This window comes from uncultured Phenylobacterium sp. (genome assembly GCF_902826855.1).
Classification (GTDB): Bacteria; Pseudomonadota; Alphaproteobacteria; order Caulobacterales; family Caulobacteraceae; genus Phenylobacterium.
In genome coordinates, this window is the sequence record NZ_CADEGK010000107.1 from 1 (window position 1) to 16,101 (window position 16,101).

General features: G+C 69.5%; 18 protein-coding genes, 1 other RNA gene and 1 pseudogene. 7 read left to right on the plus strand and 13 right to left on the minus strand.

The window, feature by feature from the left end; all coding sequences use genetic code 11:
* Positions 1–383, plus strand: a 383-nt coding sequence (locus QZV94_RS14920) for a DapH/DapD/GlmU-related protein (protein ID WP_293678698.1), incomplete at its 5' end; no start/stop codon positions are given.
* Here the strand turns inward: QZV94_RS14920 and QZV94_RS14925 are convergent.
* Both QZV94_RS14925 and QZV94_RS14930 read right to left on the minus strand, forming a co-directional pair.
* Positions 361–621, minus strand: a complete 261-nt coding sequence (locus tag QZV94_RS14925; protein ID WP_293678699.1) for a hypothetical protein — start codon at positions 619–621, stop codon at positions 361–363. The two genes, QZV94_RS14920 and QZV94_RS14925, sit on opposite strands and share 23 nt — an antisense overlap.
* Before the next feature lie 84 nt (positions 622–705).
* Positions 706–1,167, minus strand: a complete 462-nt coding sequence (locus QZV94_RS14930) for a cupin domain-containing protein (protein WP_293678700.1) — start codon at positions 1,165–1,167, stop codon at positions 706–708.
* A gap of 42 nt (positions 1,168–1,209) precedes the next feature.
* Between QZV94_RS14930 and dapE the strand changes: the two genes are divergently transcribed.
* On the plus strand, positions 1,210–2,364 hold the full coding sequence (gene dapE, locus QZV94_RS14935) for a succinyl-diaminopimelate desuccinylase (RefSeq protein ID WP_293678701.1): 1,155 nt from the start codon (positions 1,210–1,212) through the stop codon (positions 2,362–2,364).
* A gap of 13 nt (positions 2,365–2,377) precedes the next feature.
* On the opposite strand, the gene QZV94_RS14940 is transcribed toward dapE, so the two are convergent.
* From QZV94_RS14940 to fmt, 3 genes are all read right to left on the minus strand, one after another.
* Complete coding sequence (locus tag QZV94_RS14940; RefSeq protein WP_293678702.1) at positions 2,378–3,211, minus strand: TIGR00266 family protein; 834 nt, start codon at positions 3,209–3,211, stop codon at positions 2,378–2,380.
* 67 nt (positions 3,212–3,278) lie between these two features.
* Entirely contained in the window at positions 3,279–4,016 is a 738-nt protein-coding gene (gene truA / locus QZV94_RS14945) for a tRNA pseudouridine(38-40) synthase TruA (RefSeq protein WP_293678703.1), read from the minus strand.
* The gene (gene fmt, locus QZV94_RS14950) at positions 4,016–4,942 is read right to left on the minus strand and encodes a methionyl-tRNA formyltransferase (RefSeq protein ID WP_293678704.1); all 927 of its coding nucleotides are present in this window, start codon (positions 4,940–4,942) and stop codon (positions 4,016–4,018) included. The genes truA and fmt overlap by 1 nt, the downstream gene beginning before the upstream one ends.
* Before the next feature lie 94 nt (positions 4,943–5,036).
* Between fmt and QZV94_RS14955 the strand changes: the two genes are divergently transcribed.
* Positions 5,037–5,372 (plus strand): hypothetical protein, encoded by a 336-nt coding sequence (locus QZV94_RS14955; protein ID WP_293678705.1) that lies wholly within the window; start codon positions 5,037–5,039, stop codon positions 5,370–5,372.
* 8 nt (positions 5,373–5,380) lie between these two features.
* On the opposite strand, the gene QZV94_RS14960 is transcribed toward QZV94_RS14955, so the two are convergent.
* Genes QZV94_RS14960 through QZV94_RS14985 form a run of 6 tightly spaced genes read right to left on the minus strand, consistent with a single transcriptional unit; the run spans position 5,381 to position 10,359 of the window.
* A complete protein-coding gene (locus QZV94_RS14960; protein ID WP_293678706.1) occupies positions 5,381–5,890 on the minus strand; it encodes a peptide deformylase in 510 nt (169 codons plus the stop codon).
* A gap of 37 nt (positions 5,891–5,927) precedes the next feature.
* Positions 5,928–7,145 (minus strand): DNA recombination protein RmuC, encoded by a 1,218-nt coding sequence (locus QZV94_RS14965; RefSeq protein WP_293678707.1) that lies wholly within the window; start codon positions 7,143–7,145, stop codon positions 5,928–5,930.
* A 55-nt stretch (positions 7,146–7,200) separates the two neighbouring features.
* Positions 7,201–7,803 carry a recombination mediator RecR gene (gene recR, locus QZV94_RS14970; protein ID WP_293678708.1) on the minus strand — a complete coding sequence of 201 codons (603 nt, stop codon included), beginning with the start codon at positions 7,801–7,803 and terminating at the stop codon, positions 7,201–7,203.
* Positions 7,803–8,129, minus strand: coding sequence for a YbaB/EbfC family nucleoid-associated protein (locus QZV94_RS14975; RefSeq protein WP_293678709.1), 327 nt, complete (start codon positions 8,127–8,129; stop codon positions 7,803–7,805). Before QZV94_RS14975 ends, recR begins: the two co-directional genes overlap by 1 nt.
* A gap of 27 nt (positions 8,130–8,156) precedes the next feature.
* The gene (locus tag QZV94_RS14980; RefSeq protein WP_293678710.1) at positions 8,157–8,561 is read right to left on the minus strand and encodes a cupin domain-containing protein; all 405 of its coding nucleotides are present in this window, start codon (positions 8,559–8,561) and stop codon (positions 8,157–8,159) included.
* Positions 8,551–10,359, minus strand: coding sequence for a DNA polymerase III subunit gamma/tau (locus QZV94_RS14985; protein WP_293678711.1), 1,809 nt, complete (start codon positions 10,357–10,359; stop codon positions 8,551–8,553). The genes QZV94_RS14980 and QZV94_RS14985 overlap by 11 nt, the downstream gene beginning before the upstream one ends.
* A gap of 304 nt (positions 10,360–10,663) precedes the next feature.
* Here QZV94_RS14985 and QZV94_RS25205 point away from each other — a divergent pair.
* A pseudogene (locus QZV94_RS25205) lies at positions 10,664–11,344 on the plus strand (alpha/beta fold hydrolase); the annotation flags it as partial.
* A gap of 85 nt (positions 11,345–11,429) precedes the next feature.
* On the opposite strand, the gene ffs reads toward QZV94_RS25205, so the two are convergent.
* Positions 11,430–11,528: signal recognition particle sRNA small type (gene ffs, locus QZV94_RS14990), an RNA gene on the minus strand.
* A gap of 47 nt (positions 11,529–11,575) precedes the next feature.
* Complete coding sequence (locus QZV94_RS14995; RefSeq protein ID WP_293678712.1) at positions 11,576–11,842, minus strand: hypothetical protein; 267 nt, start codon at positions 11,840–11,842, stop codon at positions 11,576–11,578.
* 149 nt (positions 11,843–11,991) lie between these two features.
* Here QZV94_RS14995 and QZV94_RS15000 point away from each other — a divergent pair, with 149 nt between their 5' ends.
* The 3 genes from QZV94_RS15000 to QZV94_RS15010 all read left to right on the plus strand — a co-directional run bounded on the left by QZV94_RS15000 (position 11,992) and on the right by QZV94_RS15010 (position 15,925).
* Positions 11,992–13,074 (plus strand): hypothetical protein, encoded by a 1,083-nt coding sequence (locus tag QZV94_RS15000; RefSeq protein WP_293678713.1) that lies wholly within the window; start codon positions 11,992–11,994, stop codon positions 13,072–13,074.
* A 45-nt stretch (positions 13,075–13,119) separates the two neighbouring features.
* Positions 13,120–14,637: an FtsX-like permease family protein gene (locus tag QZV94_RS15005; RefSeq protein ID WP_293678714.1), complete on the plus strand. Its 1,518-nt coding sequence runs from the start codon at positions 13,120–13,122 to the stop codon at positions 14,635–14,637.
* A 124-nt stretch (positions 14,638–14,761) separates the two neighbouring features.
* Complete coding sequence (locus QZV94_RS15010) at positions 14,762–15,925, plus strand: BCCT family transporter (protein ID WP_293678715.1); 1,164 nt, start codon at positions 14,762–14,764, stop codon at positions 15,923–15,925.
* The last annotated feature ends 176 nt before the right edge of the window (positions 15,926–16,101 follow it).

A 16,101-nucleotide genomic window follows, 5' to 3' on the forward strand; every position in this document is an offset into this window, starting at 1 on the left:
CATGCGCCCAGATCGGCAAGCACTGCCACATCTCCGGCGGCGCCGGCATCGGCGGGGTGCTGGAGCCGCTTCAGGCCAACCCGACGATCATCGAGGACAACTGCTTCATCGGCGCGCGCTCCGAGGTGGCCGAGGGCGTCATCGTTCGCGAGGGCTCCGTGCTCTCCATGGGGGTCTATCTCACCTCGACCACGCCGATCGTCGACCGTCGCACGGGCGCAGTGACCACCGGCGAGGTGCCGCCGTATTCGGTGATCATGTCCGGCTCGCGGCCCAACGCGGTCGACCCGGCGCTGCCCAGCACCTACTGCGCGGTGATCATGAAGACGGTGGACGAGCGGACCCGGTCGAAGACCTCGATCAACGAGCTGCTGCGGGAGTAGCCGCGTCGGTCGCCGGGTATGGCCCGCTGACATACGGACCGCGATACCCGGCCTCGTGGGTTACGAAGTCGGCGGCCTGCGCCGTCTGGGTCGAGCAGGCAGGCTTGGGTTCAAACGGCCCATAGTAGTAGCCCTGGGGCCCGCCCGGACCGTAGCAATAGGCGTAGCCGTAGTCCGATGATGCGCAGCCCGTGAGCGCCAGGGCGCTGAGCGCCAGCAGGATCAGTCGCGCATCCATCGCAAGGTCCGCCTTTTGCGGTGAAGCTCGCAGTCTCCACCCAGCCGCGGCGGTGTGCAACGCCATGCCCCCACCGCGCGAGCGTCACTCCGGGTATGGCGTCCCGTCGCGGTGGCGGTACCCGACCTCACCGGGGCGGGCGACCATGTCGATGTCGGGGTAGTCGCAGGCGTCGGTCGCGGGCCGGCGGGAGCCGACCTCCAGGTAGACCGCATCGGCGCCGCTGCGGTTCTGCAGGCAGTGGCCGTTGGCGACGCCGGCCTTCCAGGCGGCGCAGTCGCCGGGGCGCAGCACATGGTCGCCGTCATCCTCCACCAGGACGACCTCGCCCTCCAGCACGAAGACGAGTTCGTCCTCCTGCGTGTGCCAATGGCGCTGGCTCGACCACTTGCCGGGCGGCAGGCGAACCAGGTTCACCCCGAAGTCATCGAGCCCCACCGCGTCCCCCAGCTTGCGCCATGTCGCCCCCAGGCAGATCTCGGCGAAGGGGCTCGGATAATTGCAGCCGCTGCTCAGCGGCACGGCGTGGATGTCGATCTTCGGCATGAAGGCCTCGCGTCTCCTGTCTCCAGCAGATAAAGCGCCGGAATGCCGTCCGAAACCCTTGGCGCCATCGACGCCGTCCAGCTCACCCGCGACCTAATCCGCCGCCCGTCGGTGACGCCCGCCGACGCGGGGGCCATGGCGATCGTGGAGGAGACCCTGCGCGGCCTCGGTTTCGCGTGCCGCCGCATGCGGTTCGGCGAGATCGAGAACCTCTACGCCCGCTATGGGACGGCCCGGCCCAACCTCTGCTTCGCAGGCCATACCGACGTCGTGCCGGTGGGCGACGCCGCCGCCTGGTCCAAGGACGCCTTCGCCGCCGAGGTGGTTGACGGGGTCCTGATCGGCCGCGGCTCGGTGGATATGAAGAGCGCCATCGCCGCCTTCGCCGCCGCGGCCGCCGACGCCATCGCGGCCGGGACCGTGACCGGCTCGGTCTCCTTCCTGATCACAGGCGATGAGGAGGGTGTGGCCACCGACGGCACCACCAAGGTGGTCGATGTGCTGCGGGCCGAGGGCGAGGTCATCGACCACTGCGTCGTGGGCGAACCGACCTCGGCGGAGACCTTTGGCGACATGGTCAAGGTGGGTCGGCGCGGCTCGATCAATGCCGACATCGAGGTCGAGGGGATTTCCGGCCACGTCGCCTATCCCCACCGCGCAGCCAACCCGGTCCCGGTGCTGATCCGCCTGCTGGCCGCCCTGCAGGCCCGCAGGCTCGACGACGGCTATCCGGAGTTCCAGCCGTCCAATCTCGAGGTGACCTGGATCGAGGTCCCCAACACCGCCACCAACGTCATCCCCGGGATCGCCCGCGCCCGGATCAACATCCGCTTCAATCCGAACCACACCGGACGCGCCCTGGCTGATTGGTTCGACGTTGAAGCGTCGAGGGCGGGCGAGGGTTTTCCCGGCAAGGTCACCGTCACGCCGGCGATCAGCGGCGAGGCCTTCCTGACCGAGCGGGGCGCCTTCACCGACCTGGTCGCAGCCGCCGTCGCCGACGTCACCGGCGCCGCGCCGGAGCTGTCCACTAGCGGCGGAACCTCGGACGCCCGGTTCATCCGCGCTCTGTGTCCCGTCATCGAGGTCGGCCTGGTCGGCAAGACCATGCACCAGGTCGACGAGCGCGCGCCGGTGGAAGAGATCCGCACCCTGCAGCGCGTCTACGCCCGGATCATCGCCCGGTATTTCGCCTGACCCAGCGCGGCGACTATCGGTTCCCGCCGATCAGGTCGCCAATGCCGCCGAGGACGGAGCCCTCGCCGCGGTTGCCGCCCATTCCACGCGCCGCGACCATCATCCGGCCCGCCAGGCGAGAGAACGGCAGCGACTGGATCCAGACCTTCCCGGGGCCGGTGAGCCGCGCGAAGAACAGGCCCTCGCCGCCAAAGATCATGCTCTTCACGCCGCGGACCATCTCCAGGTCGAAGTCGACGCTGGGGGTGAAGGCGGCCAGGCAGCCGGTGTCGACGTGGAGCACCTCCCCCGGCGCCAGCTCGCGCTCCACCAGGGTGCCGCCCATCTGAACGAACACCCAGCCGTCGCCGTCCAGCTTCTGCATGATGAAGCCTTCACCGCCGAACAGACCGGTCATCACCCGGCGCTGGAAGGCGATTCCGATCGAGACGCCGCGGGCGGCGGCTAGGAAACTGTCCTTCTGGCAGATCAGCGTCCCGCCGACCGAGTCCAGCTTGATCGGCAGGATCGCGCCCGGCGTCGGCGAGGCGAAGGCCACGCGCGCCTTGCCGCGGCCGCTGTGGGTGAAGACCGTCGTGAACAGGCTCTCGCCGGTGACCAGCCGCTTGCCGGCGCCCAGCAGCGCGCCCATGAAGCCCGCCCCCTGCTGGCCCGAGCCGTCGCCGAACACGGTGGTCATCTCGATCGAGGCGTCCTTCCAGACGAACGAGCCGGCCTCGGCCACGGCGCTTTCGCCCGGGTCGAGCTCGATCTCGAGGAACTGCAGTTCCTGGCCCTTGATCTCGAAGTCGATGTCATCGGCGACAGCGGCGTTGCGGGAATGATGGCTCCACGGGCCTTGGGACATGGGGGCTCCTTTCGGGTCTGAGCTGGATATAGGCGAGACCCTGGCGCCTGCGAATAGCTTCGGGCCGCTAGTAGCTGACGTGGGTCAGGTAGAGGCCTTGGGCCGGCGCCACCGGCCCGCAGGCCTTGCGGTCGCGCGCCGCCAGGGCCGCTGCGACGTCATCCACGGTCCATCGCCCGACGCCCACCTCGGCCAAGGTCCCGGTCATCGAGCGGACTTGCCGGTGCAGGAATGATCGGGAGGCGAACTCCAGGATTACCTCCTCGCCATCGCGGGCGACGCTCGCCACATCCAGGGTCTTCATCGGCGATTTCGCCTGACAGGCCAGGTCGCGGAAGGTGGTGAAGTCGTGGTGGCCCACAAGCACCTGCGCGGCGGCATGCATGGCGGAGGCATCCAGCGGCTTCTTCACGTGCCACACCCGGCCCTGGTCCAGCGCCGGCGGGCTGGCGCGGTTCAGGATCCGGTAGCGGTAGCGCCGCCCCGTGGCCGAGAACCGGCTGTGCCAGTCACCCTCCGCGACGCTCGCCTCCAGCACGGAGATCGGCTCGGGGACCAGGTGGGCGTTCAGCGCATTGCGCACCGTCTCCGCCGGCCAGGCCTTCGCGAGGTCCACGTGCGCCACCTGACCGGCCGCATGCACCCCGGTGTCGGTGCGCCCGGCGGCGCTGACGCGCAAATCCTCGCCGCAGAAGGCCGTCACCGCCCGCTCCAGCGCGGCCTGCACCGTCGGTAGCCCCGCCTGCGCCTGATAGCCATGGTAGGGCCGGCCGTCGTACTCGATCACCAGGCGGTAGCGGGGCATCAGCCCAACCGCGTCCCGGCCGGGATCGGCGTCCCACGCAGGAAGGCGTCGGCGTCCTGCGGCCCACGCCCCTCGCGCTGCACTCGCAGCAGCCGCACCGCGCCCTCCCCCGTCCCTATCAGCAACCGGTCGTCCAGGGTCACGCCGGGCGGTCCCGACTCGTCGTCGTAGACGGACAGCAGCGCCTTCACCCTGACGGGCCCCTTGTCGCTGGGGAGTTCGAACCACGCGCCGGGCGAGGGCGAGTAGCCGCGGATCTTGCCGTCCAGGACGCGGCCGGGCTTGCTCCAGTCCAGGCGCGCAAACTTGGGGCTGAGCTTCTTGGCGTAGGTGACGCCTTCGGCGGGCTGCGCGGTCGCCACGGCGCGACCGGCTTCGATGTCGGCCAGCGTGCGCACGATCAGCTCCGCCCCGGCCGCCGCCAGCCGGTCGTGCAGGCTGCCCGCGGTCTCCAGCGCGTCGATCCGCAGGGTCGTCCCAGCCAGCACCGGCCCCTCGTCCAGCCCCTCGGTCATCCGCATGACCTGAACGCCGGTGACCCGGTCGCCGGCCATGATCGCGCGCTGGATCGGCGCTGCGCCGCGCCAGCGGGGCAGGAGAGAGGCATGGAGGTTGTAGGACCCAAACCGGGGAGCCTCCAGTACCGCGGCCGGCAGGATCTGGCCGAATGCCACCACGACGGCGGCATCCAGCCGGAGCGCCGCGAAGGCCGCGATCTCGGCGGGGTCGCGCATGGAGGCCGGGGTGCGCACCGCGATGCCGTGCGCTTCAGCGAACGCCTGCACGGGGGAGGGCTTCAACTCCTGGCCTCGCCCCCGCGGGGCTGGAGGCTGCGAATAGACGCAAGCCACCTCGTGCCCGGCCACCACGATGGCGGCGAGCGCGGAGACTGCGAAGTCGGGCGTGCCGAGGAAGGCCAGGCGCATGGCCGGGGTTTAGCGGTCGCGACGGGCCAAGGGAACTTCTGCGGGAACTTCGCGCCAAGCGTGGCCGTTGGAGACGGTGGAACGGAGCTCCCCCATGCGCCATCTCATCTTCACCCTCGCCGCCGCGGGCGCCGCCCTCACGCTCGGCGCCTGCACCAAGGCCGAGCAGGCCAGGACAGAAGACAACGTGCAGAAGGCGACGGCCGATGTCGTCGCAGCCGGCAAGGAGGTCGCTGACAGCCCGGTGGTCGAGAAGGCCGGGGAAAGCCTCAAGGAGGCCGCTCAGGACACCGGCACGGTGTTGAAGGACGCCGCCAAGGGCGCGGTCAGCGGCGCCAAACAGGGGATGGCCAAGGTCGACGACAACCGCCACTCCGACGGCTCGACCACGACAACCACCACGACCACGGTGGAGACGAAGAAAAACTAGATCGGACCCTAAGCCGCCTTCGCCTGCTTCTTCACCTTCTTGATGGCCTGCTCGCGCTTCAGGCGGCTCAGATGGTCGATGAAGAGGACGCCTTCCAGGTGGTCCATCTCGTGCTGGATGCAGACGGCGAACAGGCCCTCGGCATCCTCCTCGACGGGCTCGCCGGCGTAGTTGAGGTAGCGGAGCTTCACCCGCGCCGGTCGCTCGACCTCGTCGTAGATCTCCGGCACCGACAGGCAGCCCTCCTCATAGGGAGCGGTCTCCTCCGACGTCCAGACGATCTCGGGATTAACGAAAAAGCGCGGCTGCTTCTCTTCCTCGGGGCGGTGCAGGTCCATGACGATCACGCGCTTGGGCACGCCGACCTGGATCGCCGCCAGACCGATGCCGGGGGCCGCATACATGGTCTCCAGCATGTCATCCATCAGGGCGCGCAGCTCGTCGTCGACCGCATCGACCGGTTGTGAGGCCTGTTTCAGGATCGGGTGGGGCACCACCAGGATTTCGCGCAACGCCATGGCGCGGGAGGTAAGGTCGCGGCGCTAGCGGGTCAAGCTACGCCTCGTCCCCTGCGACCAGACGCATCGGGGGCGCGGTCTCTGCAGAAAGCTTGGCGAGCGGGCGCACGGCCGCCTCCAGGGCCTCCAGGCTTTCGATCGGCCGGCCCTGATGCTCGACCTTCAGCTCCTCGAAGCGCTTGGCCTGGGTCAGCACCTGGGTCTCCAGGGAGCCGACGAACTGGTTGTAACGGGAAACCGCCGCCTCCAGCGCCTTGCCGACCGAGCCCGCATGCGCGCCCATCACCGCGATGCGCTTGTAGAGCTCGCGGCCGAGCTCGGCGATCTTCTGGGCGTTGGCGGCCTGCTCCTCGACCCGCCAGCCGTAGACGACGGCCTTGCAGAGCGCGAACAGGGTCGACGGCGTGACGATCACCACCCGGCGGTCCATGGCGTCGTTCATCAGCTCCGGCGCGCGGTCGAGCGCCGCGGCCAGGGCGGAATCCAGCGGCACGAACATGGCCACGAAGTCCGGAGAGTTGTCGAACTGATCCCAGTAGGCCTTGGCCGAAAGGCCCTGGACGTGGGCGCGCACGCTCTGCACGTGGCGCAGGCCCGCGGCGTCGCGGCCCAGGTCATCGGCCGCGTCCTGCAGCTCCAGGAACGCGTTCAGCGAGCACTTGGCGTCGATTACGAACAGTCCGCCGCCCGGCAGGCGCACGGTCACGTCGGGCCGGCGGCGGCCCTCGTCAGTGTCGGTGGAGGTCTGCTCATCGAAGTCGTAGCGGGCCGACAGGCCGGCGGCGTCCAGCACGTTGCGCAGGGTCTGCTCGCCCCAGCGGCCCTGCACGCCGGCCCCGCGGCGCAGAGCGGTGGACAGCTTGCGCGCCTCGTCCTGGGTGGCGGTCGCGGCCTGCAGCATCTGGGCGATCTGTTCCTTCAGGCCGCCGGTCTCCTCCGCGCGGGCCTTCTCGACGGCGGTGACCTGTTCCTGGAACAGCTTCAGGGTATCGGCCACCGGCTTCAGCTGCGCCTCGAGCCTGGCCTGGGCCAGGTCCTCGCGGCTCCTTACGGCGGCATCGTTGCGCTTCAGGATCTCCTCAGCCACGCCGGCCGCCGATTGCGCGACCTGAACCCGGAGGAGCTCGCCCTGGCCCTCCAGCACCGCGGCCTTCATCTCGGCCGCCTGGGCGCGATTGCGCTCCCGCAGCGCCCACGCGATCGCGACCGCCGCCGTGAGCGCCAGAAGAACGGAGAGAATAAGCTGAGCGTTCATGCTGCGTTCTATATCGCAGCAGGTGAGTCGCTCCTAGCCGGTAGCGGACACGCCCCTAGGCTGGGCGCCGCGCGCGCATGGCCTGGGCGATGGTGCCGTCGTCCAGCCAGTCCAGCTCGCCGCCCACCGGCACGCCGCGGGCCAGCATGGTGACGGACACGTCCGCCGCCGCCAGCCGGTCGGCCAGGTAGTGGGCGGTGGTCTGGCCATCGACCGTGGCCGGCAGCGCCAGGACCACCTCGCGCACCGCCGCGTCGGCCGCGCGGCTGACCAGCGGCCCGATCCGGATGGCGTCCGGCCCCACGCCGTCCAACGCCGAGAGCAGTCCGCCCAGCACGTGGTAGCGGCCCCGGAAGGCGCTGGCCCGCTCCATGGCCCAGAGCGCGCTCACCTCCTCGACCACGCAGATCAGCGACGCGTCGCGAGTCCGGTCGGCGCAGATGGCGCAGGGGTCCTGGGTGTCCAGCGAGCCGCAGACCTGGCAGACTCGAACCCGCGCCGCCGCCTCGGCCAGCGCGTCGGAGAGCGGCAGCAGCAACTGGTCCCGCCGCTTCAGCAGCGCCAGCGCTGCCCGCCGCGCAGAACGCGGCCCCAGCCCGGGCAGCTTGGCGAGCAGGTTGATCAGCCGCTCGATCTCGGGTCCGGCGGAGGCGGCCACTAGAACTTCGGCAAGCCGGGAATGTTCAGCCCGGCCAGGGGGCCCGCCGCCTCGCGCATCAGCGATTCCTGCTGGGCGTCGAGCTGGCGCTTGGCGTCGGCGTGGGCGGCGATCACCAGGTCGGCCACCATGTCGCTCTCGCCGGGGGCCATCAGGCCGGCTTCGATATCCAGTTTCACCAGCGCGCCCGAGCCGCGCAGGGTCAGACTGACCGCCCCGCCGCCCGCCGTGCCGATCACCTCCAGGGCGGAGATCTTCTCCTGGGCCTCAGCCATGCGTTGCTGCACGGCCTGGGCCTGCTTCATGATCGATCCGAGGTCTTTCATCGCGCGATACTCTTCACTTCGCCAAGTTCAATGGTGCAGCGGTTCGGTGATGGGAGCGGCCTTGGGCGTGACGAGCACCACCACGATGCGCGCGGGCTCGCTGGCCGACGCATTGACGATGTAGTGCGCCTGCTTGGGCGTCTCCGACCACGCCTCTCCGGCCTTGAAGCGCTTCTCGGGTTGGTCGCCAAGCCTGTTCACCACCTCGCCCGTCACGACAAAGGCATAGGTCGAGCCCGGGTGCCGGTGACCGGGAGTCCCGACCGTCGTCGCCGGCTGTGTGGCGTTCGGCGGCAGGTCCACGGTGATCATGGTGGTCGCGTACTTCGCATCCAGGCCGAGCGGTTCGGAGATCAACGGCGCCGAGACCTGTGCCGCCGCGGTCCCTGCGATGGCCCAGCTCGCCAGCGCTATCGCGAACCTAATCCTCATCGTCATCCTCCACGACGGGTTCGGCGGACGGCTCGGGCTGGGCGACGGTACGCACGCCCACGATCTCTGCGCCTGGAAAGGCCTCCATAACCGAGCGCACGAAGGGGTCGGCCTCGACCTCGGCGCGCACCTCGCGCTGCTCGCGCTTCTGCTTCTCCCAGGCGCTCTCGGCCCCACCGCCTCCCTGGGCGACGATCAGCCAGCGCTCGCCGGTCCATTCCTTCAGCCGCCCCACCAGCCGCTGCGCAAGGTTGGTCGGCGCCCCGGGCGCGGGCTCGTACTCGATGGCGCCGGGCCGGAAGCTGATCGGGCGGATGAACCGCTCCACGTCCAGTTTCAGGGTGATGTCGCGCTTGCGGTCGATCAGGGCGACCATGTCCTCGAAGGTCTGCAGCGTCACCGCGGGCTCGGCCGCCTGCGCGGCCGGCAACGCCTGCCGCGCCACTGCGTTCACGCCCCCGCCTTGCCGCGCCGAGGCGCCTCCCGGCGCCGGCGGGCCTCCACCGGAAGGTGCGCCGCCGCCCACGGAGGTATCGCCCTCCTGCAGCCGCTTCAGCGCCTCCTCGGGCCCCGGCAGGTCCGCTGCGTAGGCCAGGCGGATCAGCGCCATGTCCACCGCCGCGGCCGCATCGGGCGCGCGGCGCACCTCGTCGTAGGCCTTCAGCGTGAGCTGCCAGATCCGCGCCAGCGTGCCCGGCGACACCGCTGCGCCCACCGCCGCCAGCCGGGCGGCCTGCTCCTTGGGCAGCACCAGGGCATTGGGGCCTACGGCCTTGGCGATGGAGGCGCCGTGGCAGTGGTCCAGCAGGTCCATCACCACCTGGTCAGGGCTGGCGCCATAGCCGTAGAGGGCGCGGAAGGTCTCGATCGCCTCGCCGGCTGCACCGCGCATCACCTGCTCGAAGAGCGAGATCGTCTGCGCCCGGTCGGCAAGCCCCAGCATGTCGCGGATCGAAGCGGCGGTCACAGTCACGCCAGGTTCGGCCTGCACGATCGCCTGGTCCAGCATCGACTGGCCATCGCGCACCGAGCCCTCGGCGGCGCGCGCGATCAGCATCAGGCCCTCGGCCTCGACGCGGGCGCCCTCGTTCTCGCAGATCATCTCCAGGTTCTTGACCAGCACATCCGGCTCGACGCGGCGCAGGTCGAACCGCTGGGTGCGCGACAGGATCGTCACCGGCACCTTGCGGATCTCAGTGGTCGCGAAGATGAACTTGGCGTGCGGCGGCGGCTCCTCCAGCGTCTTCAGGAGCGAGGCGAAGGCAGACCCCGAGAGCATGTGCACTTCGTCGATGATGTAGACCTTGTAGCGTCCCTCGATCGGCCCGTAGCGGACGCTCTCCAGCAGGCTGCGCATGTTGTCGACGCCGGTCTGGGTGGCGGCGTCCAGCTCCAGCACGTCGATGTGCTTGCCTTCGATGATCGCCCGGCAGTGGCGGCCCTCCTCGCGGAAGTCCACGGTGGGCGCATTGATGGTGTCGGTCTCGTAGTTGAACGCCCGCGCCAGGAGCCGCGCCGTGGTGGTCTTACCAACCCCGCGCACGCCGGTGAGCATGAAGGCGTGCGCGATCCGCCCGCTGGTGAAGGCGTTGCGCAGGGTGCGGACCATCGCCTCCTGGCCATAAAGATCATCGAAGGTCTGGGGCCGATACTTGCGCGCAATGACGGTGTAGGCGGCGGACGCTTCGGCCGGGGCCACCGCGCCGGCCGGCGCGGCGGGCGCTTCGCCGAACATGTCAGGTGTGTTGGGGTCGCGCTCAGGCGGCTCGGAGTCGTCGCGCGTGAAGTCATCGCCCATCCTGCCATCTAACGGGACGCCCACGTCCCGGCAAAGGGGTCAGCCGGAAAGTTCGATCGAAAGCGCGAGGCGCAGGGGCTGGCAAGCCGGGCGGCAGACAGGCTAGGCAATGCGGATGCTACGCCTCGTTATCCTCTCCTTCCTTGCGATCGTCGCGGCGAGCGCAGTCATGTGGGGCGCCGTCGCCGTGGCCGCCGAGGTGGTCAGCCGGAACCACAAGCCGCGCGGCGAGATGGTCGACATCGGCGGGCGGAACCTGCGGCTGGTCTGTGAGGGACCGAAGGGCGCGACACCCGTCATCTGGATGGAGGCCGGGGCGTTCAGCGGGGCAGCGGACTTCGCGGCGATTCAGCAGAAGCTGACGGCCAAGGGCCTCCGCTCGTGCGCCTACGACCGCGCCGGGATGGGCTATTCCGATGCGGGTCCCCGGCCACGCGACGGCGACGCCATCGTCGGCGACCTCGCCAGGCTGATGGCGGCGTCGGGCGAGCCGGGCCCGTACGTGCTGATGGGCCACTCCATGGCCGGGTTGTACCTTCGCCAGTTCGCGGCCTCGAACCCGGACCGAGTGGTGGGGCTGGTGCTGCTGGACGCGGTGACGCCGGAGATGATCGCCCGGCCCGAAGCCAGCCAGTTCGCCGACCGTATGCAGGGCGTCGCGCGACTGGGCGCGCTTGCCGGCAGCCTTGGCCTGACCAAGCCGCTCTACTGGTGGGGGGATCGCATCGGGTTGCCGCCTGCCGGCAAGGCCGAGAAGCGACGTGGTTTCATCTCCGGTCGCCAGAGCCGGACGGCTTACATCGAGGTGCAGAGCTGGCGGACGGCGGCGGAACAGGCCTACGCGGCCGGACCACTGCGCCCCGAATGGCCGGTGGCCGTGATCACCGCGGGTCCTGACACGCCGCAGATGGCGCTCTGGAACGAGGTGCGCCAGGCCCCCGCGCGCAGCTCGCACGCCCCAATGATCGAGGCCGTGCCGAGCGCCAATCACCGCACGATGCTGGGGCTGACCTACGGCGACCACGCTGTCGCGGGCGTCGAGCACGTGCTGCGGGAGGCGATGAAGGCGAAGGTGGAGACCGAACGACAACCCGAAGCGTGACCCGTTGTGGCTGCTGCCTTCCGGCCCTGACCAGGTTGGCGAGGCGCTCGTCCGCCGCCGATCTCCAAGCGGGCATATGGCGGATCGACGGCGCGGGCGCAAGCGGCGCCGGGCCTAGCTCCCTGCCGCCTCGCCGGGCGTGGCGTCTTCGGGAGCCTGGCGTTCGGTCTGTTCCTCATCGCGCAGCAGTTCTGCGGCGCTGCGGCCGTCGGCGGCGTGGGGGTGGGCGCCGGCCTTGGCGCCATGCTCAATGCGGCCGGCCTCGACCTCGGTGCGCGAGAACACCTCCTCCTGGCCGCTGTCCAGCAACTCGGCGTTCGGGTCCTTCGGCGGATTGGCGGCGGCCCGACGTTGCTCCAGTTCCTCGGGTGACATTGGCATGCGGCTAACCTCCTAAGACGGAAGGTCCCGGCGCCAGGCTGGGTTCCCTCATTCGTCCTAGCCGTGTCGCGATTGCAATTACGTTGGCCAGTGTACGTTGTATTCTCCCGCCAAGGGTCCGGTGGGACTCGCCCAGGGAGGCCTGCGCCATGCGCCGCATACTCGTTCTCGCTCTCGGAGCTGCGATCGCCGCCACGGGGCTGGCTGCACAGGCCGAGCCCGCCAAGACCACGGCGGCCAAGGCCTGGAAGGCGCCCCGGAACGCGATGGGCCAGCCGGATCTCGCCGGCTACTGGTCAAACGCCACTCTCACCCCGCTGACCCGCAACCCGCGCATTTCGAACAAGGCGGTGCTGGACCCGGAAGAGGCGCGCTCCTTCGAGAAGATCTGGGCGACCGCCCTGGCCGCGGCCAATGAGCCGACCAGGACCGACAATGCGCCGCCGAACCCCGAGGCGGCGAAGGCGTTCGCCAAGCTCATGGAGATCCGCCCCGACTTCGCCGCCGCGGGCGGCGACACCGGCGGCTACAACACCTTCTGGATCGACCCCGGCACCAAGCTGGTCCAGATCGACGGCCAGTACCGCACCTCGATCCTGACGACGGAGAACGGCATGCCACCGGCCCGCAAGGCCGGCGCGCCGCCGGCGCCGCCGCGGGTCTATCGCGACATCTACGATTCCTACGAGACCCGGTCCCTGGGCGAGCGCTGCATCACGGGCTTCGGCCGCAACACCGGCCCGCCGATGCTGCCGAACGGCTACTACAACAACAACTACGAGATCATCCAAACACCCGACGCCGTGGTCATCGAGGTGGAGCTGATCCACGACGCACGCATCATCCGGCTGGGCGGCCAGCACCGCACGGACGGCCTGCGGCCCTACATGGGCGACAGCATCGGCCGCTACGAGGGCGACACGCTGGTGGTCGAGACCACCCACCTCCCGGAGAGCCAGCAGTTCATGGGCTCGTGGAAGAACCTCAAGATCACCGAGTTCTTCACGCGGGTCGCGCCCGACAAGATCCTCTACAGGTTCCAGATGGAAGATCCGGACCTGTGGGACAAGCCCTGGGGCGGCGAGTACACCTTCAACACCCTCAACGGCCGGGTCTATGAGTACGCCTGCCATGAAGGCAACTACGCGCTGCCGGGCATCCTCGCCGGCGCGCGGGTGAAGGAGCGGGAAGCCGCCGAGGCCGCGGCCAAGGCCAAGCCGGGCGCCGACTGACGCATCGGCCTGGAACGACGCGGCCGGCCCAGGGGTTCTGGGGTCATGCTCGACCACACCGGCATCGTCGTCACGGACCTCGCGAAGGCGCGCCGGTTCTACGATGCGATCGCCGCGCCACTCGGCCTGGCGGCCGCCGGGGCCGCCGCCGGCCTGCTGATCGCCAAGGTCGGCATCGACTTCTTCAACGACGGGTTGGCCCTGCAGGACACGCCGCTGTGGCTGGAAGCCTCGCTCGACCCGGCGGTGCTCGCCTTCGTCGTCGGCGTCACCGGCCTGGCCACGCTGATGGCCGGCACCATTCCGGCCCTGCGCGCCACCAAGGCCGATGTCGCCGCGGTGATGAACGACGAGGCGCGCGGCTCGTCGAGCGGCCGCATGGGCCGGATCACCAAGAGCCTGGTGATCGCCCAGCTGGCCGTGTCGTGCGGCCTGCTGGTGGCTGCCGGGCTGATGATCCGCACGGTGATCAACGTGGCGCGCTTCGACTACGGCTTCGCCACCAACGACATCTTCACGGCGCGGCTCGGCCTGTTCGAGAAGGACTACCCCACGCCCCAGGCGCAGTGGCAGTTCTACGACGCGCTGCTGCGCGGACTGGAAGGACGGCCGGGAGTCCGGGCGGCGGCGTTCGTGTCCGACTTGCCGGCGCGCGGCGGGCAGATGCAGCCGGTCACCATCGACGGCGTCGCCTACCCCACCGAGCAGGACCACCCGCTGGCCCGCCGGATCGTCATCACGCCGCGTTACTTCGACATCGTCGACGTGAAGCCGGTGCGGGGCCGGACGTTCGAGCGCACCGACAGCGCGGATGCGCAGCCGGTGGCGATCGTGAACGAGCGCTTCGTCGAGCTGCACTTCAAGGACCGCGATCCGCTCGGCGCGCGCCTCAAGCTGGGGCGCGACGACGTGCCGTGGCGCACGATCGTCGGCGTCGTGCCGAACCTGTATCTGGGCGGCGCGATCGGCGCCTTCGACGCCCGCCACGAAGGCGTCTACATCCCGCTGACGCAGAACGTCATCAACTTCATGAGCCTGGTGGTCAGAACCGAGCAGGAGGCGATGAGCTACACGGCGACGATCCAGGACGAGGTGCATCGCCTCGATCGAGCGCTGCCGCTCTACTGGGTACGCTCGCTGTCGCAGCAATACGCCATCGACACGGCGTTCTATCGCCTGTTCGGCACGCTGTTCGTCGCCTTCGGCCTCGCCGCCCTGGCCATGGCGACGATCGGGCTCTACGGCGTGATGTCGTTCTCGGCCGGAACCCGCACCCGCGAAATCGGCGTGCGCATGGCGCTCGGCGCCGAGCGCAAGACCGTGCTGATGATGATCCTCGGGCAGGGCGTGTGGCAGATTGCCGGCGGACTGGCGATCGGTCTGATTCTGGCGGCGCTGCTGTCGCGCGGGCTCGGCCTGCTGCTCTTCGGCGTGCGGCCGTGGGATCCGGCAGTCTTCGCCACGGTCGTCCTCGCCCTGGCTGCGGCCGGCACGCTGGCGTCGTTCATCCCGGCCCGACGGGCGACGCGCATCGCGCCGGTCGAGGCCCTGCGCCTCGACTGATCGGAATGTCTTTGGGACTGTCACAGAGACATTTGCCGGCGTGTCGAAAAATGCTACGCGTGCAGTTTCTGAGGCGTCGTCAAATGTCTTCGTGACAGTCCCAAAGACAATTCGTATGCAGAGGGTGCTCTCCGCGGCCATCGTCGTCACGCTGCTCACCGCGGCAGCGATCGTCGTCGGCTGGGGCGGACGGCGCGTCGCCGGGCCGCAGCCGCTGTCACTGCCCGGCTTCATGGCGCTGCTCTTCACCTCGGGCCTCGACGTCGGCCTCGTCATGCTGCCGCTCACCGAGTTTCCGGTCTACGCGCGCGAGCCGACGTACGCGTTCGCCAATCCCCTGGCCATCGCGTTCGGCTCGTGGGGATTCCTGGTCTGGGGCTTCTATTTCCTGACCACGTTCTATTTCGTGGCCCTCGAACCGCGGCTGCGGCTGTTCGCGATTCCGGCGGTGAAGGCCGTCAACAACCTGGTGATCATCGGCACCTGCGCCTTCACCGCGCACCTGCTGTTCCTCAATCTGCCGTTCTACGCGCCGGTACTCGGCGGCGCCATGCAGTACTTCGTCGTCGCCGTGACCATCCTGCTGTCGGTGCTCACGAGCACCCATATCCGCTACATCCGCGTCCTGAGCGTCGGGTCGATGTGGACTTTCGCGGCGCTGGTGGCCGCGATGTGGTGGCGGTCCGAGATGGGCATCGCCGGGCTGGCGGCCAGTGCCGCCGATCTCGGCGAGTACTTCAGGCACCTGCCGCGGTTCGTCCTGCCGATGTCGGACTACCACGCGTTCTACCTGTTCTGGTGGTACTCGTGGAGCATCATGATCGGCCAGTTCGTCGCCCGCTTCGTCGGCGGCATGCCGACGTGGCAGCTCGCGGCGGCAATGCTGGTGATGCCGTCGATCCCGATCGCGGCGTGGTTCTCGGTGCTCTACTTCTATTTCCGCCAGCAGCTCGTCGTGCCGCCGGCACTGAGCGCGGCGATGATCGCGGTCGGCGTGCTGTTCGTCGTCAACTCGCTCGACTCGCTGATTCGGCTCTACTCCGACAATCTCAACCTGACGACGCGGCGGCTGGGGACGCCGGCCTACGTCGCCAGCCACTGGCTGCTGATGTGCGTCCTGGTGCTGGCGTTCCAGCTCACGCCGCTGCGCATCGAGTGGATCGGCCTGGTCGTGATCGGGCTGTACGCGGCGATCTACGGGCTGCTCGTCCAGCATCGCGGGCGTCTGACCACCCCTCTTTCCTGGCCTGAGCGAAGTCGAAGGCAGAGCTGCCCGGGGCAGAGCTAAAGCTCTGCCCTACTTCTGCGCGCTGCCCTCCGTCTGAGCTCTACCCTCCGTCTGCGCTTTGCCCTCCGTCTACGCTCTGCGCTCGTCGAACCGCAACCACTTGCGCGGCTGGTCCCAGCCAGCCGCGACTCACCGCTGAGTGGCGACAGTTGGTCACAGGGGCAGCGCGGCCGGCC

Coding starts and splice junctions, on each gene's coding strand:
- QZV94_RS14925 (WP_293678699.1), bottom strand. CDS start 621: ATGGATGCGCGACTGATCCTGCTGGCGCTCAGCGCCCTGGCGCTCACG.
- QZV94_RS14930 (WP_293678700.1), bottom strand. CDS start 1,167: ATGCCGAAGATCGACATCCACGCCGTGCCGCTGAGCAGCGGCTGCAAT.
- dapE (WP_293678701.1), top strand. CDS start 1,210: ATGCCGTCCGAAACCCTTGGCGCCATCGACGCCGTCCAGCTCACCCGC.
- QZV94_RS14940 (WP_293678702.1), bottom strand. CDS start 3,211: ATGTCCCAAGGCCCGTGGAGCCATCATTCCCGCAACGCCGCTGTCGCC.
- truA (WP_293678703.1), bottom strand. CDS start 4,016: ATGCCCCGCTACCGCCTGGTGATCGAGTACGACGGCCGGCCCTACCAT.
- fmt (WP_293678704.1), bottom strand. CDS start 4,942: ATGCGCCTGGCCTTCCTCGGCACGCCCGACTTCGCAGTCTCCGCGCTC.
- QZV94_RS14955 (WP_293678705.1), top strand. CDS start 5,037: ATGCGCCATCTCATCTTCACCCTCGCCGCCGCGGGCGCCGCCCTCACG.
- QZV94_RS14960 (WP_293678706.1), bottom strand. CDS start 5,890: ATGGCGTTGCGCGAAATCCTGGTGGTGCCCCACCCGATCCTGAAACAG.
- QZV94_RS14965 (WP_293678707.1), bottom strand. CDS start 7,145: ATGAACGCTCAGCTTATTCTCTCCGTTCTTCTGGCGCTCACGGCGGCG.
- QZV94_RS14975 (WP_293678709.1), bottom strand. CDS start 8,129: ATGAAAGACCTCGGATCGATCATGAAGCAGGCCCAGGCCGTGCAGCAA.
- QZV94_RS14980 (WP_293678710.1), bottom strand. CDS start 8,561: ATGAGGATTAGGTTCGCGATAGCGCTGGCGAGCTGGGCCATCGCAGGG.
- QZV94_RS14985 (WP_293678711.1), bottom strand. CDS start 10,359: ATGGGCGATGACTTCACGCGCGACGACTCCGAGCCGCCTGAGCGCGAC.
- QZV94_RS14995 (WP_293678712.1), bottom strand. CDS start 11,842: ATGCCAATGTCACCCGAGGAACTGGAGCAACGTCGGGCCGCCGCCAAT.
- QZV94_RS15000 (WP_293678713.1), top strand. CDS start 11,992: ATGCGCCGCATACTCGTTCTCGCTCTCGGAGCTGCGATCGCCGCCACG.
- QZV94_RS15005 (WP_293678714.1), top strand. CDS start 13,120: ATGCTCGACCACACCGGCATCGTCGTCACGGACCTCGCGAAGGCGCGC.